Source organism: Paenibacillus sp. 7541 (assembly GCF_002276395.1).
Classification (GTDB): Bacteria; Bacillota; Bacilli; order Paenibacillales; family Paenibacillaceae; genus Paenibacillus_AQ; species Paenibacillus_AQ campinasensis.
In genome coordinates this window covers 1-23,077 of the sequence record NZ_NQLZ01000014.1, presented here as the reverse complement: position 1 = coordinate 23,077, position 23,077 = coordinate 1, and the positions used below count along the sequence as shown (strand labels likewise).

General features: G+C 45.7%; 20 protein-coding genes and 2 pseudogenes. 5 read left to right on the top strand and 17 right to left on the bottom strand.

Translation table 11 applies throughout. The annotated features are described in order from the left end of the window. Positions 1 to 532 precede the first annotated feature (532 nt). The 3 genes from CHH75_RS25245 to CHH75_RS09135 are packed head-to-tail and all read right to left on the bottom strand — an operon-like array spanning position 533 to position 4,479. On the bottom strand, positions 533 to 1,429 hold the full coding sequence (locus CHH75_RS25245; protein ID WP_255223000.1) for an alpha/beta hydrolase family protein: 897 nt from the start codon (positions 1,427 to 1,429) through the stop codon (positions 533 to 535). Then, complete coding sequence (locus CHH75_RS09140; RefSeq protein ID WP_255222999.1) at positions 1,311 to 3,725, bottom strand: ABC transporter permease; 2,415 nt, start codon at positions 3,723 to 3,725, stop codon at positions 1,311 to 1,313. The genes CHH75_RS25245 and CHH75_RS09140 overlap by 119 nt, the downstream gene beginning before the upstream one ends. Then, positions 3,712 to 4,479 (bottom strand): ABC transporter ATP-binding protein, encoded by a 768-nt coding sequence (locus CHH75_RS09135; RefSeq protein ID WP_095398010.1) that lies wholly within the window; start codon positions 4,477 to 4,479, stop codon positions 3,712 to 3,714. The genes CHH75_RS09140 and CHH75_RS09135 overlap by 14 nt, the downstream gene beginning before the upstream one ends. A gap of 190 nt (positions 4,480 to 4,669) precedes the next feature. Between CHH75_RS09135 and CHH75_RS09130 the strand changes: the two genes are divergently transcribed. From CHH75_RS09130 to istB, 4 genes are all read left to right on the top strand, one after another. Next, positions 4,670 to 5,341 (top strand): response regulator transcription factor, encoded by a 672-nt coding sequence (locus CHH75_RS09130; RefSeq protein WP_095398009.1) that lies wholly within the window; start codon positions 4,670 to 4,672, stop codon positions 5,339 to 5,341. Beyond that, positions 5,338 to 5,616 carry a hypothetical protein gene (locus CHH75_RS25240; protein WP_255222998.1) on the top strand — a complete coding sequence of 93 codons (279 nt, stop codon included), beginning with the start codon at positions 5,338 to 5,340 and terminating at the stop codon, positions 5,614 to 5,616. Before CHH75_RS09130 ends, CHH75_RS25240 begins: the two co-directional genes overlap by 4 nt. Continuing rightward, positions 5,609 to 6,382, top strand: a complete 774-nt coding sequence (locus CHH75_RS09125) for a sensor histidine kinase (RefSeq protein ID WP_255222997.1) — start codon at positions 5,609 to 5,611, stop codon at positions 6,380 to 6,382. The genes CHH75_RS25240 and CHH75_RS09125 overlap by 8 nt, the downstream gene beginning before the upstream one ends. Positions 6,383 to 6,624: 242 nt before the next feature. Further along, positions 6,625 to 7,095, top strand: coding sequence for an IS21-like element helper ATPase IstB (gene istB / locus CHH75_RS09120; RefSeq protein WP_255222996.1), 471 nt, complete (start codon positions 6,625 to 6,627; stop codon positions 7,093 to 7,095). 413 nt (positions 7,096 to 7,508) lie between these two features. On the opposite strand, the gene CHH75_RS09115 is transcribed toward istB, so the two are convergent. Genes CHH75_RS09115 through CHH75_RS09105 form a run of 3 tightly spaced genes read right to left on the bottom strand, consistent with a single transcriptional unit; the run spans position 7,509 to position 8,764 of the window. Next, positions 7,509 to 7,748 (bottom strand): BRCT domain-containing protein, encoded by a 240-nt coding sequence (locus CHH75_RS09115; RefSeq protein WP_255223002.1) that lies wholly within the window; start codon positions 7,746 to 7,748, stop codon positions 7,509 to 7,511. A 60-nt stretch (positions 7,749 to 7,808) separates the two neighbouring features. Continuing rightward, positions 7,809 to 8,021 (bottom strand): hypothetical protein, encoded by a 213-nt coding sequence (locus tag CHH75_RS09110; RefSeq protein WP_095398011.1) that lies wholly within the window; start codon positions 8,019 to 8,021, stop codon positions 7,809 to 7,811. Between the two features lie 32 nt (positions 8,022 to 8,053). Continuing rightward, entirely contained in the window at positions 8,054 to 8,764 is a 711-nt protein-coding gene (locus tag CHH75_RS09105; RefSeq protein ID WP_095398007.1) for a GAP family protein, read from the bottom strand. 88 nt (positions 8,765 to 8,852) lie between these two features. Between CHH75_RS09105 and CHH75_RS09100 the strand changes: the two genes are divergently transcribed. After that, a complete protein-coding gene (locus CHH75_RS09100; RefSeq protein ID WP_095398006.1) occupies positions 8,853 to 9,446 on the top strand; it encodes a TetR/AcrR family transcriptional regulator in 594 nt (197 codons plus the stop codon). A gap of 145 nt (positions 9,447 to 9,591) precedes the next feature. Here CHH75_RS09100 and CHH75_RS09095 read toward each other — a convergent pair. The 11 genes and pseudogenes from CHH75_RS09095 to CHH75_RS09050 all read right to left on the bottom strand — a co-directional run. After that, positions 9,592 to 9,759: pseudogene (locus tag CHH75_RS09095) on the bottom strand (hypothetical protein); the annotation flags it as partial. A gap of 42 nt (positions 9,760 to 9,801) precedes the next feature. Then, positions 9,802 to 11,334, bottom strand: coding sequence for a serine hydrolase domain-containing protein (locus CHH75_RS09090; RefSeq protein WP_176475510.1), 1,533 nt, complete (start codon positions 11,332 to 11,334; stop codon positions 9,802 to 9,804). A 243-nt stretch (positions 11,335 to 11,577) separates the two neighbouring features. Then, positions 11,578 to 13,293, bottom strand: a complete 1,716-nt coding sequence (locus tag CHH75_RS09085) for an ABC transporter ATP-binding protein (RefSeq protein ID WP_010278574.1) — start codon at positions 13,291 to 13,293, stop codon at positions 11,578 to 11,580. Next, a pseudogene (locus CHH75_RS09080) lies at positions 13,262 to 15,090 on the bottom strand (ABC transporter ATP-binding protein). Before CHH75_RS09080 ends, CHH75_RS09085 begins: the two are co-directional and overlap by 32 nt. Then, positions 15,087 to 16,517 carry a serine hydrolase domain-containing protein gene (locus CHH75_RS09075; protein WP_010278577.1) on the bottom strand — a complete coding sequence of 477 codons (1,431 nt, stop codon included), beginning with the start codon at positions 16,515 to 16,517 and terminating at the stop codon, positions 15,087 to 15,089. The pseudogene CHH75_RS09080 and the gene CHH75_RS09075 overlap by 4 nt, the downstream one beginning before the upstream one ends. 44 nt (positions 16,518 to 16,561) lie before the next feature. After that, on the bottom strand, positions 16,562 to 16,963 hold the full coding sequence (locus CHH75_RS09070; RefSeq protein WP_010278580.1) for a DUF4064 domain-containing protein: 402 nt from the start codon (positions 16,961 to 16,963) through the stop codon (positions 16,562 to 16,564). Beyond that, entirely contained in the window at positions 16,960 to 18,165 is a 1,206-nt protein-coding gene (locus CHH75_RS09065) for an MFS transporter (protein ID WP_010278584.1), read from the bottom strand. The genes CHH75_RS09070 and CHH75_RS09065 overlap by 4 nt, the downstream gene beginning before the upstream one ends. Positions 18,166 to 18,288: 123 nt before the next feature. Beyond that, a complete protein-coding gene (locus tag CHH75_RS09060; RefSeq protein WP_095398003.1) occupies positions 18,289 to 18,867 on the bottom strand; it encodes a TetR/AcrR family transcriptional regulator in 579 nt (192 codons plus the stop codon). Positions 18,868 to 19,126: 259 nt separating this feature from the next. Next, positions 19,127 to 19,552 (bottom strand): BRCT domain-containing protein, encoded by a 426-nt coding sequence (locus tag CHH75_RS25235; protein WP_255222995.1) that lies wholly within the window; start codon positions 19,550 to 19,552, stop codon positions 19,127 to 19,129. Continuing rightward, the gene (gene ligA / locus CHH75_RS09055) at positions 19,542 to 21,113 is read right to left on the bottom strand and encodes an NAD-dependent DNA ligase LigA (protein ID WP_255222994.1); all 1,572 of its coding nucleotides are present in this window, start codon (positions 21,111 to 21,113) and stop codon (positions 19,542 to 19,544) included. Before ligA ends, CHH75_RS25235 begins: the two co-directional genes overlap by 11 nt. A 224-nt stretch (positions 21,114 to 21,337) precedes the next feature. Then, positions 21,338 to 22,642, bottom strand: a complete 1,305-nt coding sequence (locus tag CHH75_RS09050; protein WP_255223001.1) for a cobyric acid synthase — start codon at positions 22,640 to 22,642, stop codon at positions 21,338 to 21,340. Between the last annotated feature and the right edge of the window lie 435 nt (positions 22,643 to 23,077).

The window sequence follows — 23,077 nt, the reverse complement described above, 5'->3', positions numbered from 1 at the left end:
GCCTCGATCATGAGCCAGACAGAAAGTTCACGACCTTCCTCGCTCTGGAGTTTTTCACGTGCTTTTGCCTTTCAGCCAAGATAAGTCATTTCTCTCTTTAATCTCGCGATTCCCTTGCGCTTTGCTGCAACGCTCCTTAAGTGGGCAACCTTCGAGTCTGCACATCGGTAGTAACGCAGTTGTACTTCATACACGCTTTCATTTTTTTGTATGCTCGCGCGCAAAAGTGAAGCGCGCATGGGCTTTATGAGGGCAGGCGGCTCATTCAGGTTACAAAAGCGCGAGGGAGTGGGATATGGGTGGAGGAGTTTACGTCCGCCCTTTGAACGTCGTGTTGTACTCTTTTAACTTTTTCCAAGTACACGACGTTCAAGAGCGGCCAGAACTCGTTCCCCCTCCCGACAAGTGCAAGATTATAAAGAAGGGTCTGTCCCTAGTCATTTATGACTTTGAGACAGCCCCTTAAAATTAGAGTAGTAACCCGTAGTGCTTGATTATACAACTTTTCCTCAAGATGGTTCAGTCGTGACCGTTATTCCAACACCTCCACATCCGCATAAGGCGATGCCGGCGACTCCAGCAGCGGCTGCGGCAACCCTTTCAGATGCATGTCGAAAAACGCGCCAATATAATCGCGCTGTGCCGCTAACGCCTGTTCTGGCTCGATGGTTCCAACGCTTCCCTGGACGACTTGATGTGAAAGACTCAGCTTGCTGCTGATTTGCGGTAGCAAATATTGATGGTCGGTGAACGTATAATGCGCCCCATTGGGTATCGCCACGTCGAGTTTCCATCCGCTCGACTGGTTCCAGAACGATGTCCGGTCGTCCGCTGTGCGATGGGAATCCACTTCCCCCTCGTCGGTAAAGCCAGCATTCATTAGCAGAAACGGGCGGTCAAGTCCATGCTGGGCAACAGTCAGCAAGTGGTCGGGCAAATAGCCCATCGAGCCATCCATGTCGATGCCGGCGCCGATTCGCTCATCTTCATACATCGCCTGGGCAGCCGTTGCGCCCCCGGCAGAATGTCCGAAAATACCGATTCTAGATAAGTCCAGCGCCCGGTCCAACCCTTCGGGCAGCTCACGCTTCGCATGGTCAGGATTGTTCCCTTCCTTGAGCGCCTTCATCCGATCTAGCACAAACCGGACGTCATCAACCCTGACGTTCATCATTTTCAGCACCGTATCCGCCCCGAAAGCGGGCAATTGCTCCGTCTCGATTCTCCCGTCGGGGAACTCGACGACCGTCGCCTCGTATGTGTGGTCAATGGTCACAACGACATAGCCATTGCTGGCCAATTCCTGAACGTTAATCGTGCCCAGGCTTCTCGGGACGGACCCTCCCGGCGAATAAATAATAACAGGCCAGCCCCTCTCCCCGCTTTCTGCGGGCGCATTCAGCGAAGCATGAACGCCGATATCGGACAATTCGATTCGGCCGGGCTCTATCCCGATCGTCGGCATGACGGTTTCGTCGTAGTATGCAGCGGCGCGTGGCGGCATATACCGGGCTTTGGCCATCCACCCGGGTGGCCGGGTACCAGATGCTGATCATAAGCTCCCGCGTTCGCCCCTTCACCCAAGGATCGGTTCGGTCTGGGTCCGTCAAGTGGAGCTCCGTCACGCCTATGGGCATTTCGCCGGTCGGCTCGGGCAAAGTGAAGCGGATCCGTTCACCGGTGTGCGGCTCATCGTATGATACCGGCGGTTCCGCCCAGACGAACAGGATAACAGCGGCAACCATTACGGCCACTGCGGGGAACATGGCCAACCGAACTTTACCTACGGACTCCCCGATGATTACCTTTTGGATAGAATTGACCGTAATCATGTAGTATGTCAAATAGATCACCATAAACAACCCCACGCAAACCAATATCGGAAGCAACAGATGTATGCCGTTCATTCCACTGAAGAGCTTTCGCAGCCAGTTAAAGATAATCAAATAATGACAGAGCCCGACCAGAAGCGGCAGCAAGAAGATTAACGCGTTCTGTTTCAGGATCGCAGCGGCGATTTCCTTTCGGCTCACGCCGATTTTCTTCAATACCTCATAGCGAGACCGATCGTTCGTCGCCTCCGTCAACTGCTTAAAGTAAAGGATACTGCCCGTTGCGATGAGGAACATGACGCCAAGAAAGCCCAAAATGAAGACGTTAAATGCCGCGTTCTCGATACCGAGGCGATACGTGGCATAATACGTCGACAGCTTCATTTCCGATGTCTGTAAAGCTGCAAGCGCGTCGGCAGTCGCCTTCGTATTCTTCTGGTCCTGAACGATGTAACCGACATATTGCTCGGCAGGAACTTGCGCCTCCATCATCCGAAACGTATCGTCCGTCACGACGATCATAATATCCGGATAATGCCAATTTAGAACACGTTCGATCGTCATGCCGGCGAATGCCAAGTTGACGCTCCCATCGGGCAATTCAAGCGTGATCGTCTCCCCTTCATAGTCCGCCCATTCATAATCGGTATACATGGGGCGAATCGCAATCGCACGATCAGTATCCCTCAGCGTCAAGCGGTCCAGACGCAGCGCCTCCGCTACGCGATTATATGCGCTGACCGATATCGTTTTCACTGGATGCTTGGCTGCCTTGCGTTCGCGATCGGACAAGATATCGTCACTTGACGCTACGCCGCCCAGGTGAATGACCGGGATCGTCATCTTCGCTTTCACGGGATGCACTTCATCACCCCGTACGATCTCCTCGATCTTCCGGTTGACTTCGTCATCCTGCGCAATATGCATGAAACTGAAAGGTGCCGTAACGCGTGCCGTCTGCTCGTAACCATAGTAGGTGCTAAACCCGAAACTGAAGGCGCATAATGCAACGGCAGACAAGATGGTAATGACGCTTAGGGTGCGTGCATTTCCTTTCATCCTGTACACTAGGTTGGAAATAATGATCAGATTCATGCCCTTGTAATAACGGTGCTTTTGCCGCTTGGCATATTTCAGCAGGAAAATAATGAGCGAAGTGAAAAGTAAGAACGTCCCGGCAATGATGCCGACGGTCATTACGCCGAGATTCGTTAGAATTTGCTCATTGTTCTCAAAATTTCGAAGTCCGAATCCATAGCCGATGACGAGCAGTGCGACCGCGGCTGCAGCCGAAACGACCGACGCCCGCGGTTCCTGCTCCCCTTCCTGCTCCGCGCGGAACAATTCGATGAGCTTGAATCGATAGACCAACTGATAAGCTTGTACGGAAGTTATCGTAATCAGCACAAGAAATACGACGACGGTGGTAAGAACCGCAGGAAGGGAGAACGTGATCCCGACGTCGACCGCTACCCCCAGCAAGCGAATCAACATCATGGTAAATAGCTTCGACAATACAGTGCCGGCCGCAATACCAAGAACTAAGACGCCGGCGCCGATCATCATGTTTTCATAGAACAGCATTCGGCCGATCGTTCTCTTCGGTAACCCCAACAGCGCATACAACCCTGCTTCTTTTTTCCGTTTCCGGGTAAAAAATTGGCTGGAGTACATCATAAAGACGGATACGAACAGCACCAAGATAATCGACCCGACCATAAACACGGATTGCATGCTTTCTGAAGACTCGACGGCCTCGACCACCTGCGTGCTATATTGCAGTGAAGCAAAAACATAGAATATAGCTACGCTTGCGAACATGGAAAACAAATAAATGAAATAGTTGCGAAGATTGCCTTTTATATTTTTCTTGGCCAGCTCAAATAACGTCATCCGCTTGCCCTCCAAGCACCGTCAACACGTCCAGTATCTTCTTGAAGAATGCTTGTCTCGGCACCGCACCTTTGACGATTTCGGCAAAAATAACGCCGTCTTTAAGAAAGAGTACACGACTGCAGTAGCTTGCCGCTAACGCATCGTGGGTCACCATCAGAATGGTCGCACGCTCCCGTTCGTTCAGTTCGTTCAACGACTCCAACAAGCCGGCTGCAGCTCTGGAATCCAGGGCACCCGTCGGTTCGTCGGCCAGAATCAGCCGCGGGCGCGTTACGATGGCGCGGCAGGCAGCGGTTCGCTGCTTCTGCCCCCCGGAGATTTGGTAAGGGTATTTCTCCAAAATATGCTTGATGTTAAATCGCTCCGCAATGGCCGACACACTGTTCTCCAGTTCGCCGGCCGGAATACCGGACAACGCAAGGGGGAGTAGAATGTTTTCCTTGACCGTCAACGTATCCAGCAGATTATAGTCTTGAAAAATAAACCCGAGCTTGGAGCGCCGAAAGGCTGACAACTGCGCTTCGTTCATCTGAAGAACGTTATCCCCATCGATGACGATGCTGCCGGAGGTCGGCTCGTCGATGGTGGCTGCCATATGAAGCAACGTCGTCTTCCCGGAACCCGATGGCCCCATAATGCCGACAAATTCTCCTTCTCCTATGCGCATATCGATCCCGTGAAGCACCGGCACGACGTTCCCTTTATTCCCGTAACTTTTCGTTAGTGCTTTTATTTCAATCACAGTTTCCATGAATTTTTTTCCTCCCTGCTTTCCCTTTTTCAATACCCATCGTACCATGCCGATGACCGGTTAACCTTACGCCTAGCTTACGTTCCGGTACAAGCGGGCTTACATTTTTGTCACAATACTTCCGGATCGCAGTAGGGCTAACCGAATTAAGATATAATAGGGTAATAAGTACAGATGGAGGCGGATCGAAATGAAGATTATGATCGTGGAAGACGACCCAACCATTCGGAGGCTGCTCGGCGAGACTGTCGGGAAGTGGGGATTCGAATCTGTATTATGTGACGATTTCAATAGAATTCAGGATACCTTCCTTCAGAACGAACCGCACCTCGTGCTGATGGATATTAATTTGCCCGTATTCGACGGGTATTATTGGTGCAGCCGAATCCGGGAATTATCCAACGTGCCGATCGTGTTTCTCTCCTCCCGGGATTCGCCGATGGATATGGTTATGGCGATGAATATGGGCGGGGACGATTATATCCAGAAGCCGTTCTACGACGATGTGCTTATTGCGAAGATCAAAGCGCTGCTCCGCAGAACCTACTCGTATGCCGAAACGCCGGTCAACGTAATCGAGCATGAAGGCGTCCTGCTGAACCTAGGCGATCGGAAGCTCATTTCCGGCGATCAATCGGTTGAACTGACAAAGAACGAATTCGTCATCATGCAGCTTTTGATGCAGAATAAAGGCCATATCGTAAGCCGGGATAAAATCATGCGTTGCCTCTGGGAGGACGAAAGTTTCGTCGACGACAATACACTGACCGTGAATATGACCCGAATCCGCAAGAAATTGGACGATATCGGACGAAATGGGTTCATTACGACGATCAAGGGAGAAGGTTATACAATCAAATGAGTTTTCTACATTATTTGGACGAAAAACGTTATTTTCTGATCTTCTTTGCCGGAATGCTTTCCTTCGTTGCTTTAATGATGTTCGTAAGCCCCGAGGGCACGTATCATGCCGGGGACATCGCTTATACCCTGTTCGGGTGCGCTTTGCTCGCGGCGGTATACGTGACCGGAGGCTATTTCCGCTGGAGAAGCCGCGGCAAGATGTTACAAGAGCTCGTGAACAATAGATGGGACGAACTTCCCGCAGCATTGCCTGAACCCTATAATATTGCCTGAACCCTATAATAATGAACAGCGTCAGTATACGGAACTGATAAAGAAGCTTTACCGAAATAAGCTTGAGGCCGTCGGAAAGCTTCAAGACGAAAAGAAAGATTTTCACGATTTCATTGTTTCATGGATTCATGAGGTCAAGCTGCCGATTACGGCATGTACCCTGCTGTTTAGAAATGCGTCAGGCAAGTCGGTAGAGGAACTGGTCCATATATTCGAAGACGAATTGTACAAAATCGACCATTATGTCGAACAAGCCCTGTATTACGCAAGAATTGATTCCTTTGCCAGGGATTACTTAATTGCGGAAGTCTCATTGAACCGAATCGTGCGAAACAGCGTGAGGAAGTACGCCAAGATGTTTGTTGCCAAACGGGTTCATTTTTCGATGTGGGAAAAGGAGGAATGGGTACATAGCGACGCAAAATGGCTTGGCTATATCGTCGACCAGATCATGTCGAATGCTTTGAAATATCTCGGAGACGGCGGAAGCATCACCTGCTCTTTCGAGGCTGATCACGAAGAGAAGCGGCTTTCCATAAGGGATACGGGGATCGGGATTAAGGCTGAAGATCTCGGTCGCATTTTCGAAAAAGGATTTACGGGCGCCAACGGAAGGCGGTTTGCAAAATCGACAGGATTGGGGTTATATCTCGCTAACCGTATGGCCGGCAAACTCGGACACCGGTTGTCTGTCCAATCGGAGGAGGGGAGCTATACGACGCTTACGATCCACTTCCCCAAATCGAACCATTTATATGAAATGTGAACTCTACTTTCAACTGGCGTCACGTCTTCAGCCCGGTACAAGTATAAACCAGGGACGGGGAATTACCTGCCTATGTAGCCTTGTGTTATTTTTTGAAATTCTTAGTGCGGAACTGGACGGTCGCCGCCGTGCCAAGTTAGGAAAACTCGTCCAGCAGGCTGGATTTCCGCATATTAAGACCTTTGAGGGGTATGTCTATGACCATATCTCTTTTCCGAAAGGCGCAAGAGTAAATTCAGGGATTGGAATGGTTGGAACGTAAGGAGAATTTGCTCTTAATGGGTGCCGTAGGTACCGGCAAGACGCATATGGCAACGGCGCTGGGTGTGGAGGCTTGTCGCCGTGGAAAAGCGGTGCAGTTCTACCGAGCCTCCGATTTGGTCTCCGTGCTTCAGGAGAAATTTGTGGCGAGTACGCTTAGCCGATTTCGAGATAAGTTGAGAAAGTTTGATTTGCTCATCCTTGATGAGGTCGGTTACGTCCCATTTAGCCAAACCGGGTCTGAGCTATTATTTAACGTGATAGCGGATTGTTATGAGCAACAGAGTATGATCGTTACATCCAACTTGGAGTTTGGTCAATGGACCTCGATATTCGGTGATACCAAGCTTACGTCAGCCCTCGTCGATCGTCTGGTGCACCATGCTCATATTCTCTCCTTCACAGGCGAGAGCTTCCGCTTCAAACAAGCAATGGAGCGAATTCCTATGTAACTTCGATGCTGGCAAGTGGGTTTGGCACTTTTGGCTGCAAATCTAAGCATTTTCTACTTGCAAAACACAGACCTGTTTTTGGCAATCGAAAAATGCCGAGTTTTGCAACGGCGTTTTGGAATAAAATACAGCAGTAAGTAAATTTATACGTGGGTTTGACATGGAGCCTCTGTGGGCATGATTTCCTGCGAAAGGGCGAAGCCACGGGCTTCGCAGAGGCAAGCTAGCCTATCATGCCCACCCCTCCATGTAAAACCAGCGTTACTGTGTCCATAAAATTTTGCTGCAAAAATGAGCACTTTATTTTTGCAACAAACATTTGATCCACCCTCAGTTATAAAACATGAATATAATATAAGAGGTGTGCCACTTGTTCAGTAAGCACACCATCTTGACCATTATGAGCTGACTTTTTACTCTAACATATTGTTGAATTCTTCTTCATTAATTATTTTAATGCCTAATTCCTTTGCCTTTGTTAATTTACTTCCTGCTTCCTCACCCGCAAGGATAAATGAAGTTTTCTTGGAAACACTACCTGAAACTTTGCCACCATGCATTTGTATTAATCGAGTAGCTTCATCTCTTTTTAGGTTCGGAAGTGTTCCGGTAATAACAAATGTTTTCCCAGTAAATCTGTCATCATTACTTATTTCCGATTGAATGACTGTTTCCTTGGTTCAGTAACTATAAGTTCTTGCGTGGATAATAGCTTAGTCATCTTTGCCTTTTATTTTGAGAGAACCTGCACCAATAATTGCTCCAAGTATTAATAGTGCTACACTGGCTAATATTTCATACCCTTGCAAAGCCTCGATGTAATTAACGAGAAACCAACTTGGACCCCCACCTGCTAATCGGTTTATGATCCCCCCAACACCTTGAATTAATAGAAGTAGACTTACACCACTTGCAATCTCTTTCATATCGGTTATATCCCCTTTCCAAATAACTAATATCACGATAGAATTCCCCTAATGCCAATATTGAATAAAACTGCTCCAATAACTGCCACTCCCACTAATAAAGAAGACAATGGAGCTTTTACTAATTTTGTTCTTAGTTTTTCAAGCTTATTCTGTATCCAACCTCTAAATAGAATATAAATGAGCAGTAATAAGATTGAAGGAAGTACCATAACCACGTTATAGCCAAGTAAAATACTTATGGACAAGCCGGTATTAAACGCTAAACCATCCATTAATAATATCGAGTAAAAATACGGTAAGGCTGTGGTAAACTCGATCGCAAATACAATAATACCGAGTATAATCATCGCACTTATTGATATTTGTTTAGGTAACCATTCCAAAAATCGGGTTTCCATTCCTTTTTTAGGCTTATAAAAACTAATGAGTACTAGGACGGCTCCAAGTATCGTATAAAACCAACTTGAAATTTGATTGTTAGTCACGCTTTCTATAAAACCAAGTATCTGCCCTACTCCCAGGTAAACCAAGATACCCATCATAAAATAGCAAAATTGTGTAGTTATTAAAAAAACCATCAAACGCGATGCCAATTTTTCTTTTTGTATTAGAAGGATATAGGCTGTAATGGCCAATACTCCTGGGCTTAAAATATCAATGAAAGCACAGAGCACAATAATGAGGAGTGCTGTTGTGAAATCTATGTTGGTAGGAATTAATGCTTCAATCATTTCAAGCACCTAAACATCCTCCTTATTTATTTATTTCGCACACTGTGATAAAATGATAATAACACAGTGTGCGAAATAAAAGCAAGAGGTGATTTAAGTGCCAAAAATCGTTGATCATGATCATAAAAGGAAGATCATCGCTGAAACGGCTTGGAAAATTATCGAAACGGAAGGCATTGAAAGAGCATCTATCCGCAGAATCGCATCTGAGGCTGGAATGTCTACCGGAGCACTAAGACATTATTTCTCAAACCAAGATGAATTACTATTATTTATCATGGAATATTTTCTTGCTCGCGGGAGAGAGAGGTCGGAGAATATATCCTGGTCAACAAACCCTCTTAATGCGGTACGTGAAACGTTGTTAGAATTAGTTCCGGTGAGTCAGGATAAACAAACTGAAACCGGCGTTTGGCTAGTTTTTGCCATCCGCTCACTTACTAGTGCAGCTTTGAACGCAAAAAAAAATGAACTAACAGAAGGAGAATATATTTTAATGGAAGCACTGCTTGAAATATTAATAAAAGCAGGCTATATAAATAAAACCATAAATATTGAAATCGAAAAATTAAGACTTGCTGTCATCATTGAAGGCATATCCATTCATGTTCTTTTAAGACCGGATATATTCACAATTGAAAAAACAGAACAAATTATTACACACCACTTAAATGAACTTTGCAATAAATAATATTGCTCTCAGTTGTTAAAACACAAATTAAATATAAGAGGTGTGCCACTTATTCATTAAGCACACCATCTTGACCATTCTGAGCTGACTTTTTTACTTTAACATATTGTTGAATTCTTCTTCATCAATTATTTTAATGCCTAATTTTCTCAGGAATACTTCTTACAACTTCAGGAATGATATCCCCTGCCTTTTGGATAACAACGGTATCACCTATTTGTATATCCTTAGAATCAATAAACTCTTGATTGTGTAAATTCGCTTTGGAAACTTCAGTTCCTACGAGTATAACACGCTCTAAATGGGCTAAGGGCATCTATTTAGCCTACCCGATAACTCGATTATGATAAATTCTTTAAGATTTCATGGAATGTCTTTGCCTAATTGACCAAACCAACCGAATGATCTCCATGCTTCCCTTCAGAGCCAGAAATACAGCTGCTGTCTTCAGCCACAGAATGACGTCAGGCTGAAAGATTGCTGCTATATGCCATATCGGCACAAGTGGGGTCAAACTCAACAATAGGATAATAAACAGGCCTGCAAAATGCAGAAAAATTCTTGATATCACTTTGATAGATATCTCAGCATAGCCAGGTTTGCCAGAACCCCAAAGCCCAAGGCATTGCTTCGCAGTTCTAGCGGTCGTATATAATAACCATGCGCTTAATATGAATATTAATCCATTTACGAGCCAGTATTTCTGCGAGATGCTTGGACCTGATCCTCCAATCGGTTGTTTATTCAGTATGTTTATGACACCAGAGGCGATGTGGGTAGTCGTAATGACGTGGGTTTTGTTGGGCCAAGCGGCATCGATCGCGTCAAGCACGTTAGCGAACACGATAATACCCAGTTGTTGTTCTGGAACGATAAAAGTTTGGGCCTGGAAGCCTAATGAACCACCTGGCGAACCGAAAACTTGTAAATCATTAATGTAATCTGTGCTCCAACCCATGCCGTATGTTCCCGGAACGGGTTCGGTCTGCATGAGTCGCGTGCTTTCCGAAGAGAGCACGGAATTATCTTTATATTGACCTCCGTTCAAATGGGCTATCAAGTAATGGCTCATGTCCTTCGCACTGGAATAGAGATACCCCGCCGGCGCATCCCCCGGGATATAAGCATAGGGGCCATCGTAGGCAAGGTTATATCCAAATATTCGGCGGTAGGGCGTAGCTAGGCCGTTTACAGTTGCTTCGTCGAGTGTAACAAAACTGTTATGCATGGACAGAGGGTTGAAAATATGTTCCTTCACATATTCGCCATAGGACTGACCAGATACTTGTTGCACAATATAACCAAGGAGTACATAATTTGCATTCGAATACCTGTAAGGATGTTCGGTTTTATTGGTTATCTTTAAAAACTTTTCCGCATAAGATAGAGCGTTTTTCTCCAGAGCATCTGAATATGGATCGTTGATACTTGATAGCGTATTGCTAAAAGTCGAGATTTGGGAGAACCCACTTGTTTGGTTAAGCAGTTGACGTACAGTAATGGACTCTGCACCGTTAAACTTGTTGAGGATATAGCGCTGAATAGGAGCATCTAACTCGATTTCACCTCTTTCGACAAGTTGCAGAATAGCCATGGCCGTAATCGACTTGCCGATCGAACCTATTCCAAAAGGGGTCTCAGGCGTTACAGGACGGCCGGATGAATCTGCATGACCATAACCCTTGAGGTAAAGGATGCGATCGTCCTTTACAATCCCGAGAGCGAGACCCGGAAGGCGCTGTCGCTTCATTTCACGTGCAATATACGCATCCACTTCGAAAAAGACGGATGCCTCATATTGCTCATTCTGTACGCTTTCGTCGGCCTCTGCTGAACTGACTAGAATAAAGTTTAGCAGTGCGAAAAGAGTTATTGCTATGATTTTCATTTTCATTTCACCTGCCTCGCAGTTATTTATATAAATAGTCTGGAGCTCTCCGAATCTTACAGAATAGCTCAGACCAGATCAAGGACACGGTTCAACCCTGCAATAGAAGAAAACCAATACTAATTTCATTTGCTAATGCTTCAATATCCTAACATCAATCATGAAGTGTTCTTACCTCTCTTGTATCTAACAACTCGCATCTAATCCTTCAAAGAATACCGTTGTTCCGGCGGCTGTCGTCCTTCAAGAAGTTTCCTGCCGTCTCCATAACCGGGCATACACGCCATTCACTGAAAGCAACTCGTCATGGCGGCCTTGCTCCACAATCCGCCCTTGATCCAGTACAACAATCCGGTCGGCATGCTGTACCGTCTTAAGCCGGTGAGCAACGACGATGACGGTTCGGCCCCGAACTAGCCGGTCGATCGCTTTCTGAACCTCCGCTTCGTTCTCGGGATCGAGAGAAGCAGTTGCTTCATCTAGAAGAATGATCGGCGCATTTTTCAGTATCGCCCTAGCAATGGAAATCCGCTGTTTTTCACCGCCAGACAGCGTGCTTCCGCCTTCGCCTAACATCGTGTCATATCCGTCAGGATACTTCTGGATAAATTCATGACAACATGCAAGTCGCGCAGCTTCCTCGATTTCTTCGCACGTTGCGTCGATTCGACCGAGCCGGATATTGCCTGCAATCGTATCCTGGAAAAGGTACACATCCTGAAACACCATAGATACTTTGTGCAGCAACGCTTCCGGGTCCATTGCACGAAGGTCTTCGCCCCCCATTCTCACTGTTCCCTTATCCGGGTCGTAAAAACGAGCAATAAGCCGAAGAAGGGTGCTCTTGCCACTGCCCGAAGGACCGACGAAAGCGGTAAAGGAACCAGCCGGGATGCGTACGCTGACTTCTGACAAGATTGGTTGATCCGAATATCCAAATGACACGTTCTTCAATTCGATATCATGATCGGAAGAAGGCTGCTGATTACCTGGCATAACAGGCTCCCGCAGAAACTGCATGACACGTTCACCCGTCTGATTCAAATAACGAAATTGCATGTAACCGGCCAGCGCTGTCGAGAGTGGGTCGTGAATTCGCGTTCCAATGATCAGGAATGCTGCGAATGTGATGACATCCAAATTTCCGTCAAGCAGCAAATGAACACCAACGAAAACCATCATGGTAAGACCCGCACGAACACAGGCAATCGCGCTTAGCACAATCGGACCCAACAAGCCTTCGAGCAGGATACTTTGTCGCTTTAATTCCCTGAAAGACCTTTCAAGTCGGACAAAACGTTCCCCGGTCAAGTTATATGCCTTGATCACTTGGATCCCATTTAAGTATTCTTGCAGCCGATTTGCAGCTTCATTTTTGGATCGCATATGTTGCGAACCGAGTTTGCGCTGAATGCTCGAGGTTAAAAGAAAGAGCAGGATGGCCGCTGGCAGCGCCGCGAACAGGGAAAGTGCCAGACGCCAATCAAAGAAAGCCAGACCTGTCATAGCGATCACCGCCATAATCGCTGCCCCGAATATTTGCGGAACCACATGGGAGATGCCATGTTCCAACAACGTGAAATCATCCGTCATCATTTTGGCTACTTCGCCCGGTTCGCGCTTGTCCAGGTACCCCAAGGGCAGCTTGCGCAAATGCTCGGCCAACCGGGAACGGCCGTCCACCCCCGCGCTGTATGCATCACGAAATTGAGCACGGTAGGCAGGAACTTCAAAAACATACAAAAGTATAATCGAAACGGCCAACCCTCCGCATACCCACCATAGCTGAATTGTGTCGAGCGAAGTATCGGGATCGATGAACGGATGAAATATCAGTCTCACGGCTTCAACTAACAATACAAAAGGGATCAGACCCACCAGATTGGCAATGGTTGTGAAAAATACCGGTTTGATCAAAGAACGCGGATTATCCGCCGTAATGTTGCGTAGCATGCTCATCATGTTCAGTATCCCCCTTCCCTCTACCCAAGTGCCATTGTGATGCGTCACGATAGGAATGCCATAAGCGTCTGTATAAACCTCCAGTAGCGATGAGTTCTTCATGCATTCCTCGTTTGACGATGTTCCCGTTTTCCATTACAAGAATTTGATCTGCATCCTGAATGGTGGACAGGCGATGCGCAATGACGATGACGGTCTTGTTTTTCATCAATGCTTTCAACGCCAATTTCATTTCAAATTCATTTTCGGGATCAGCGAATGCCGTGGATTCATCTAGCACAAGAATGGGAGCGTTCTTTAGCAACGCCCTGGCCACGGTGATCCGCTGTACCTCCCCGCCTGACAAATACACGCCCGCTTCTCCAATCAGTGTGTCATACTCGAGGGGAAGATTCTCGATGAACGCATGACATTGTGCTGCCTTCGCCGCAGCGTAGACATCATCGGGCTTTGCATCCGGCCGCCCAACCGCAATATTGTTGTATATAGTATCGCGAAACAGAAAAGATTCCTGAAACACAAATGCAACGGTATCCATCAACTTAGGGGTTTCGATGTTTCGGATGTCCACTTCACCTATACGGATCGATCCTGAATTCACATCCCAGAAACGAGGGACCAGATTGGCAATGGTTGATTTCCCTGCGCCTGACGGACCAACAAGCGCCGTCACTTCCCCTTGTCGGGCGGTAAAGCTAATGTCTATAAGTGCTTGTGTAGATTCCGTTCCGTACGAAAAATGAACATGATCGAAGGTTACATCGAATGAGTCCGGCCGCTTCGGATGTTCGGGCTCTGGAACATACGACTCGTCCAATATGCGATCCATGCGTTCCACGCTTTCATGAACATCTCTGATCGTTTCAGCCAAAAAAATAATTTTGGACAATGAAGCGGATAAACTCGGCGCCATGACTAAGAAGAAAAGGAGAACGGATACGAAGGCGGCATCATTTGGATTGCGGCTCAACAATACAATACCGACAGGAAGAATAAATGCGACTAATGAGCTAAGCATCACTTTAAAAATCAAGGATCCATGTTGAAACTGATTCGTTAATTTCACTCCGTAGTCACGATAACGAATCATGTCATGGTAAAACTGGCGGAATGTTTGTACGGTTTGCCCAAATACTTTGACTGCCGGCATTCCCCGCACATACTGGATGGCCGACGCATTCATTCGTTCCAATGCATCGTAGCAATGCTTCAGGTTTTCTCTCGTCTTAGACCCGCTGATCAATGCAATTTGGATCACAAAACCAAGGGCGATCGGTATAACACATGCAATTGCCAGCCAAACGTTCAGTGTGAACATCACGGTAATCATCAAGACCACAGTCACTATGGCTTGAACGAAATCGGGCATCTGATGCGCGATGAATACCTCGACCTTTTCTACATTTTGTTCCAATGTATTTCTGACTGCTCCTGTCGAATTACGGTTCAGCCAGCCAAGCGGCAATCTGCCGATATGCTCGGAAAGCTTGATCCTGAGACCGTAAAGGATACGGAATGCTGCAAAATGAGAAGACATTCCCCCCGCGAACATGATGAATAAGCCTGCTACAAACCGAGTAAAGCGATAACCCCTAAACGAATCATCTTCGCCCCGTCGGCCAAAACTGGCGAGGCGGCATTTACAAGTAACTCTTTCAGAATGTAATAGACGGAAGCGTAAGGCACCAGCATACAGATGGCTCCAATCGAGGACAGCAGGCTAGCGATCAGCAACAACCCTTTCTTCTCACCGGCGATTTCAAGCAACCGTGCAATACTTTTTTTCCGTGTCATGCTGCCCCTCCCTGCGCAAGCTTCAATATGATTCCTTTATAATCCAATGCCATAATCTGATTCTCCATATTTCTATTAAATTGAATGCTATCCAGTGTGCCTTCCAATAAAAAGGTGTCCGTTTGAATAGGCTTCAACCGAATTAGAGAGTCGAACACATGAATCTGAAGCTGATGGTCTTTTAATTCAATGGACACGGATAAATTCATGGACTCGGATTGATAGTGACCGATATAAACGGACATGTCTTCTCCCTCTGCCGGTGCATTTTCATACGTAACATGAGACGCCTCCACTGGTCTGTTGTCCAAGCCATTCAACACGCCATTCATCAGTGAAGTTGGAGCTGTGCTGAGCATATTAGTCAAAATAATTCCGGATAAATCTTTTTCAGGCAATATAAACATTTGTGCTCCTCCGCCCTTGATTCCCCCTGCATGCTCTAGCAAGGTTGTTCCATGGAAATCTGGAACGACCGACAAACCGTACCCGTAACCTTGTCTGATGATTGGATTTTTCCAAATATGAACCTTTACCATCTGTTTTATACTATCCTTTGTCAGAATCCGCTCGCCTCCCACCGATATTCCATCCGTTCGGAAGATTTCAGCAAATTTCAGCATGTCAGATACGGTGGATTTCAGAAAACCTGCCGATCGCATTACTGGTGCGTCCCACCAGTTGGGAGAGGCAGCAACTTTGTTTTTCCCTTCTTCTTCACGCAAAATATAAAGTTTTGTTACACTCTTATCACGATATTGATCCATAAAAAAAGAGGTGGTCTTCATTCGAGACGGCTCGAGTATGTTATCATGCAAATACTTCTCATATGTCTGCCCGCTTACGCGCTCGATTATGATACCCAACAAACCATATCCATCATTACTATAATGCCATCGTTCACCAGGATTACTTAACAATTCGAAATCCAATTGTGAAAGATAATCCAGATATTCTCCAGTTGTACGAAGCGGTTGAATCGATTGCTTTTCCCCGCTTATCGTCGGATCAAACTTGAAATCGTCCTCTGTCAAACTGTCATACAGTACCATTGGGAACGTCTGAAGATTAGGAATCCCGCTGGTATGGGTCATCAAATGATGTATGGTCACACGATCGGCAAAGCTACCTTTACTAAGATGAAATTCAGGTAAATAGTTTTTAATCGGATCATGCACACGAATTTTTCCTCTCTCCTGCAATTGCAGAATTGCCGTACAAGTAAAAGTCTTCGTAATCGATCCGATCGCGAACACCGTGTCGCTTGTAACTTGCAACTGTTGTTCAACATCACGGTAACCGAAACCCTTCTCATAAAAAACCTGCCCATGACTTGCCAGCCCGATGGCGACACCAGGCAGATGAAATTCATTTATTACCTTTTCTGCATAAGTTTCAAAGTTGGCAACCCATTCGTCCTTCCACATTTTTGATCACTTCCTTGTTCAATCAAGTCTATTACTCGTCAGGCTCATCTCAATGTCTTTTTTTGAGGCTTTCTTGCCAATGCGATAATACCTGAAGCAATATAGAACAACCCAGGTATCGCAGCAAATAATGATAAAAAACAAGTCACTACGGATACGATGATCAATCCCCAGCCAGCAATGAACGAATTATGGTTTCCTTTGAGCAACCATGCCGCACCTACGCCGAGGGCCATGCCGATCAATCCGGGTAAAATAAACATTGTTCCGGCCTGATTCAACTGTTCCAACGTATATGCATTCTCGCTTGCACTCCATCCAGATTCCAAGTATTTCATAAATTTATCGCTTTTCGTTAAGTACATAAACACGACACCTGTTGCGACCATGACAAAACTTGCGATGATTCCAAGTACACTTAATACAATTTCCACTGTACGTTTCATAAAGAAAACCCTCCGTTTTTTTGATGAATTTTTTGTCTTTTTCGCCATATACTCAATATGATCAATCCCATCGTTGCACTAAGCAGGGCAATCCCTGCCATGGGGATTCGTAGATCTACATGATAGAGCGAGGTGCTTACAATCGGTGCGACGATCGCCGAAATACCTTGCACGGCCGTCACTAGCCCGGCTACATTGCCTTGCTGCTCACGTGTGACGGAGACAGACGCCCCCACCATAAAACCGGTCATCGTAAAACCCGCACCCGTTCCTAAAAGGAAGAACGCAAAATAGTAACCTGGTAGCTGGTTGGCAAGAAGGAAGATCACCATACCTACGACCACAACCAAGGAACCAATTAAGATCATCGTCGCCGGTGTCCACTGTAGCCACTTGCTCTGAATGATCTGGGTGATTAGCATAGCCAAGCCTGTTAGCATCAATCCAAAGGAAACCACCCACGCTAATTGATCAGACGGAAGTCCAAGTTGATCCTGCAAATAAAACCCGCCAATAACCTGTATCGTAAAAAGACCCATCATGGTAACGAAAGCTGCGAATAAATAAAGTCTCAAACCACGTTGAAACGGTTTGAGTTTCCGTTTCGTTTCCTGGACATTTGGCTTGCTTGCAGGCATGAGGAACAAAGTGATTATCAAAGCGGCAGCTATGATGACGATGCCAAAATATAAAGGCCATAACAAACCTGCTAGACTAAAGATACCAGCTATGGCCGGGCCGAGAATCAGGCCCATTCCATTGGCCGCACTGATGACTGCCATTCCGCTACCTTGCTCTTGATCTGCTAATCCATCGCCCATTAGTGCTTGGGACGCAGACAGAATGGCTGGGATGAACATGCCAACCATGCTTCGTGTCAAGATCATCAAGAACAGCAGCCATCCGCCACTGAGCCAGTGATGAAGACCGCTATTGAATGTGAGCGTCAAAAATACGGTACTGAGGGCCATGCCGGTCAACCCGACGAGAATAACCGGTTTCCTTCCCTTCCTGTCACTAATCCTTCCCCATATGGGAGCCATTACTGCCGTCATAATCGAACCGCTTGAAATCAAGATGCCGGAGTGGATTTCTCGCAGTCCCAATTCGCGGATCAATGAGGGTGTGATGGGGGCGAGAATCATGACACCTAACATTGCGACAAAAACACTAATAAAGACACTAACATTCTTCCTTCTCATTCAACTTGACTCCTCATCTTTTGATCATTTTCCCCTGTACTTCTCAGACTTCAATAACTTCTTTAGATGAAAGTGGATGTGAATGAATATATTTTTATTCATTCATGCTACTGTAAAAAAACATCAATTTTGCTGCTGTTTGGTGAGTCCTGTTATAATAAACTCAATTAAATATTGCATCGCTTTCGGAAAATGCTCAATGCCAATTTCATCTTTATGCATGTCGATACAGACCAATGAATCAAAGAAAACGGGCAACAGCTCCTCATCAACATCCTCCCTGATCATTCCTTGTTGCTTCCATTTCCTCAGCAGACTCAAATAAAAATCCCGAACGGAATCCATGCTTTGACTGTCTTCATCTCTGTAATGTCTCTCAAGTTCTTTATAAAAATCTTGATTATACCATTCTTTTAAAATGGGGTTAGCATGGATGGCCTCTTGATTCTCCTTAAGTAGCTGGCTGATAATGTGCACCGGTTCCTGAGTCAAATCCAACGATTTGGTCAACCGATTCTTGAGTTTTTTATTCTCCTGCTTATATATTTCAATGAACAATTGTTCTTTTGAAGCATAGTAATTGTAAAAGGTTCCAACACCTATACCTGCATGCTCGGCTATTTCTTTAATGTTAGTTTTTTTAAATCCTTTTGCACTGAACAAATCCTTACCACATTCGAAAATCCTGGATTCTATATCCATTAGCCTCAATCCTTTGGGTGAATATTTTTTAATTTATTCACCTAAAATTAAACCACATGACGTATATTCCTGTCAACAGGGCATTTCCTACTAGAGTTAGTCTGTCACAAGGAGCTAGTCGGAGGATTGAATACATTCTTCGAAACGGCGAAGCGGTGTTTTCCATAAACCCCTTCCGGCAGCCGCTATGAGAGCAAATTATAAGAGGTGTGCCACTTATTCAGTAAGCACACCATCTTGACCATTCTGATCTGTTTTTTTACTTTAACATATTGTTGAATTCTTCTTCATCAATTATTTTAATGCCTAATTCCTCTGCCTTTGTTAATTTACTTCCTGCTTCTTCTCCCGCAAGGACAAATGACGTTTTTTTGGAAACACTACCTGAAACTTTTCCACCATACATTTGTATTAATTGAGTAGCTTCATCTCTTCTTAGGTTCGGAAGTGTTCCGGTAATAACAAATGTTTTCCCCGTAAATCTGTCATCTTTACTTATTTCCGATACTCTTGATTTAGTATTAACACCAGCTTTTTTTAGTTTATCAATCAAGTCTCTTGTACTATTTTGACTAAAGAAATTCAACACACTGTTGGCAACTACCTCACCAAAATCCGGTAGCATGATTAATTGGTCGTAGGTAGCGTTACTAATCTCGTCTAAATCTGCAAAATTAGAAGTCAAACACTCTTGCCGTTTGCTTCCCTACATTCTTTATTCCAAACCCTGTAATTAGCTGGTCCAAATCATTTTCCTTTGATTTATCTATCGCATTCAGAAGGTTATCAATCGACTTTTCTCGTCCAATTATCCCCTTCTCAATAAGCTCATCACGAAATTCTCCAAGGTGATAAATATCTGCAATATCTCTAATATACCCTTCCGACATTAAGGACTCGACTTTACTTGGCCCTAAACCTTCGATATCCATCGCGTCTTTAGAAGCAAAATATATGACTCCTCTAATCATTTGGGCAAAACACTCGTTTCCACTACAACGAATATCCGCGCCATTGTCATCTCTAACAGTCGGTGAATTACAGATCGGACACTTTTGAGGTATTGTGTATTTAACCGCACTGCTCGGTCTCTTCTCAGGAATGCTTCTTACAACTTCAGGAATGATATCCCCTGCCTTTTGTATAACAACGGTATCACCAATTTGTATATCCTTAGAATCAATAAAATCTTGATTGTGTAAAGTCGCTTTGGAAACTTCAGTTCCTGCTAGTATGACAGGCTCTAAATGGGCTAAGGGCGTTAGCCTACCTGTACGACCAATTTGTACTTTAATGTCTTTAATAACCGTTTCCTTTTGCTCTGGCGGATATTTAAAGGCAACCGCCCATTTGGGGACTCTACTTGTCATTCCTAATATTCTTCTGTCATTCAAATTATCAACTTTTATAACAGCCCCATCGATACCAAAAGATAAACTTGATCTTTTCTCGCCTATTTCTGATACATATCTCCATATTTCATCTGCTGTTGTACAAATTTTATACTCAGGGACTGTGGTGAATCCTTGTTTTTCTAACCATTCCAACGTTTCACTATGGGAAGTGAAGTCTTTTCCTTCTGATATTTCTAGGTTAAACACGAATATATCCAGGTTGCGTTCTCTTACCACGCTCGGATCTAACTGCCTTAGAGTACCTGCAGCTAAGTTCCTTGGTGTTTTGTATTTCTGGCCATCTGTATCCTTTTGTATTATTCTTTCAAAGGTTTCATTAGACATATAAACTTCTCCGCGAACCTCTAAATAAGTTAATTTTGTGGGAATCTCTTTGGGTATTGACTTTATCTCCAAAATATTTTCGTAAACTGACTCCCCTACTTGACCATTCCCCCTCGTAATTCCTTCCGTTAATTTACCATTGTGATACCTTAACATTACGGATAAACCATCAATTTTCATCTCAACCACAAATTTCGGATTAGAAACCTGCGAATAGACTCTATTTACAAAACTGTATATCTCCTCTTTTGTAAATACATTTTGCAGACTTATTACAGGTACATCATGCTCAACTTTTCTCAATTCACGTTTAACAGAGCCTCCTACTTTTTGTGTAGGGGAATCTGCAGTAACATATTCAGGATATTTATTTTCTAACTCCTCTAATTCTCTAGCAAGTTGATCATATTCGTAATCGGTTATTTCTGGCTGTTCCTCGTCGTAATACTTTTCGTTATGGTACTCGATTATTTCCCTTAACTCCTCTATTCTCTTCTTCGCATTCATGCCAACACCCCCCACTACCTGTTTAAATATCCTTAATTGCTGTAAGTTCTCAGTATAAGTATTAGACAAAAAGTAATAACTTTATTATTTCAATAAAACATAACTCAAAACCTTTATTTGCGAAAGTAAGTTCATTTCCTAACTCAAGTTGATAATCCTATATTAATATATCCGTTTGTTTAGAATTTCACTTAGAATACATATGGTGAAAACGGGCTCTATAATTACACATTACTACATAAGCTACATATGTTAAATAACTGTATATAACTGCAGGAAGCTCCCCCCTCATCCAAGTAACGGGTAATTCCCATGTGAATTTCGTATGCCTCAAGCGGCAGCGCGTGCTCTTCATCCGGGAGGTGCAGCCTAAGGGGATGATGATCCGCCAGGTGTCCAGATGCTCTTACGGTTCTTTTATGCTGGAGGAAGGTTGTCGTGAGTGGCAGCAGTCCCAGCCCGCTCGCTTCCCGGGTGCTTCCCTCCACCGCATGCGGATCTAGCAGCTGCTCGCCAAGCATCTGATAGCCGCCGCAAATGCCGACAAGCTGGGTTCCTCGTTCCCGAACCTGGTGCAATATGGCCTGATCAAGCCCCCGATCCCTCAAAAATTGAAGATCGCTGATCGTATCCTTGGTCCCGGGCAGTATGACAACATCCGGTGTGCCAAGCTCATCCGCGGCGCTGACATATCGCACAGCGGTATCCGGTTCCCAGCCGAGCGGATCAAAGTCGGTAAAGTTGGAGATGCGCGGATAACGAATAACGGCAATGTCCAGTTCCCGATCATGGCCTCCGGCATGACGGCGGCGAAGTTCCTCTAGCGCCACAGAGTCCTCGGCATCGATCCGCATATCCTCCACATAAGGAAGAACGCCAAGCACCGGGATGCCTGTCCGCTCTTCCAGCCAATCCAGCCCGGGCTTGAGCAGCGCCAGGTCTCCCCTGAACTTATTGATAATAAACCCTTTTACCCGTGCGGCTTCATGCGGTTCCAGCAAGGCCAGCGTGCCGACGATGGAGGCAAATACCCCGCCGCGATCGATATCGGCTACGAGGATGACCGGGGAATCCGCCCAGCCGGCGAGATTCATGTTGACGATATCCCGGTCTTTCAGATTGATCTCCGCAGGGCTTCCGGCCCCTTCCATCACCACGATATCGTATTCCGCACGCAAGCGATCCAGCGCTTCCAGCACGATCTGTTTAGCCGTCGGCAAAAATTCCGTCCGATAAGCCATTGCACTCATATGTCGCTCCGGCACGCCATGAATGACAATCTGCGAGGTCATGTCCTTGACCGGCTTGATCAGAATCGGATTCATATCGGTTGTCGCGACGATGCCGCACGCCTCAGCCTGAACCCCCTGCGCCCTCCCAATCTCCTTGCCATCCAGCGTTACATAGGAGTTCAGCGCCATATTTTGCGATTTATATGGTGCTGGCCTGAACCCGTCCTGTAGAAAAATACGGCACAGTGCCGTCGTCACCACACTCTTCCCGACATCAGAAGCTGTTCCCTGGAGCATAACCACCGCCCCTTTTTCGCTGGCAGCAGCCTTGTTCTTCCTGGTCTTAATCGGCTCCAACTCCATTGGCTCTCCCCATCTCTATACGAACTTTCCACGCTCCGCTCCTAAGTGGAGCGCGCGTTGTCATACCTCATTATCGTCGGCTTTTATGCGCTGCGCAAGTTATTGAAGAGTAGCCTGGTGGGACGGATGGTATCCCTCTAACATGTGTTGCGGATGTATGAAGCTAAGGCTAGCCCCTTCAATCCTGCTTCGTTTCATGTATAAAAGCGACCTGCCGCCATCTTCTGGCGCAGGTCGCTTAGTAGATACGTTGCTTTACTATCCTGTTTCGGACAAGTTCATCCGGATGGAATGCCGCCTTTTTCGCTTACAGAGGGGCACGAAGACGCAGCTTGGGCCCCCATCACATCGTCAAACTTGGCGACTGGC

Bases quoted from the DNA above. Each gene is read 5' to 3' on its own strand.
- CHH75_RS09140 (WP_255222999.1), bottom strand. From the start codon at position 3,725: ATGACGTTATTTGAGCTGGCCAAGAAAAATATAAAAGGCAATCTTCGC.
- CHH75_RS09050 (WP_255223001.1), bottom strand. From the start codon at position 22,642: ATGCTCCAGGGAACAGCTTCTGATGTCGGGAAGAGTGTGGTGACGACG.
- CHH75_RS25240 (WP_255222998.1), top strand. From the start codon at position 5,338: ATGAGTTTTCTACATTATTTGGACGAAAAACGTTATTTTCTGATCTTC.
- CHH75_RS09085 (WP_010278574.1), bottom strand. From the start codon at position 13,293: ATGAGCATGCTACGCAACATTACGGCGGATAATCCGCGTTCTTTGATC.
- ligA (WP_255222994.1), bottom strand. From the start codon at position 21,113: ATGAATGCGAAGAAGAGAATAGAGGAGTTAAGGGAAATAATCGAGTAC.
- CHH75_RS09075 (WP_010278577.1), bottom strand. From the start codon at position 16,517: ATGTGGAAGGACGAATGGGTTGCCAACTTTGAAACTTATGCAGAAAAG.
- CHH75_RS09070 (WP_010278580.1), bottom strand. From the start codon at position 16,963: ATGAAACGTACAGTGGAAATTGTATTAAGTGTACTTGGAATCATCGCA.
- CHH75_RS09130 (WP_095398009.1), top strand. From the start codon at position 4,670: ATGAAGATTATGATCGTGGAAGACGACCCAACCATTCGGAGGCTGCTC.
- CHH75_RS09110 (WP_095398011.1), bottom strand. From the start codon at position 8,021: ATGAAAGAGATTGCAAGTGGTGTAAGTCTACTTCTATTAATTCAAGGT.
- CHH75_RS09090 (WP_176475510.1), bottom strand. From the start codon at position 11,334: ATGAAAATCATAGCAATAACTCTTTTCGCACTGCTAAACTTTATTCTA.
- CHH75_RS09060 (WP_095398003.1), bottom strand. From the start codon at position 18,867: ATGGATATAGAATCCAGGATTTTCGAATGTGGTAAGGATTTGTTCAGT.
- CHH75_RS09135 (WP_095398010.1), bottom strand. From the start codon at position 4,479: ATGGAAACTGTGATTGAAATAAAAGCACTAACGAAAAGTTACGGGAAT.
- CHH75_RS09065 (WP_010278584.1), bottom strand. From the start codon at position 18,165: ATGAGAAGGAAGAATGTTAGTGTCTTTATTAGTGTTTTTGTCGCAATG.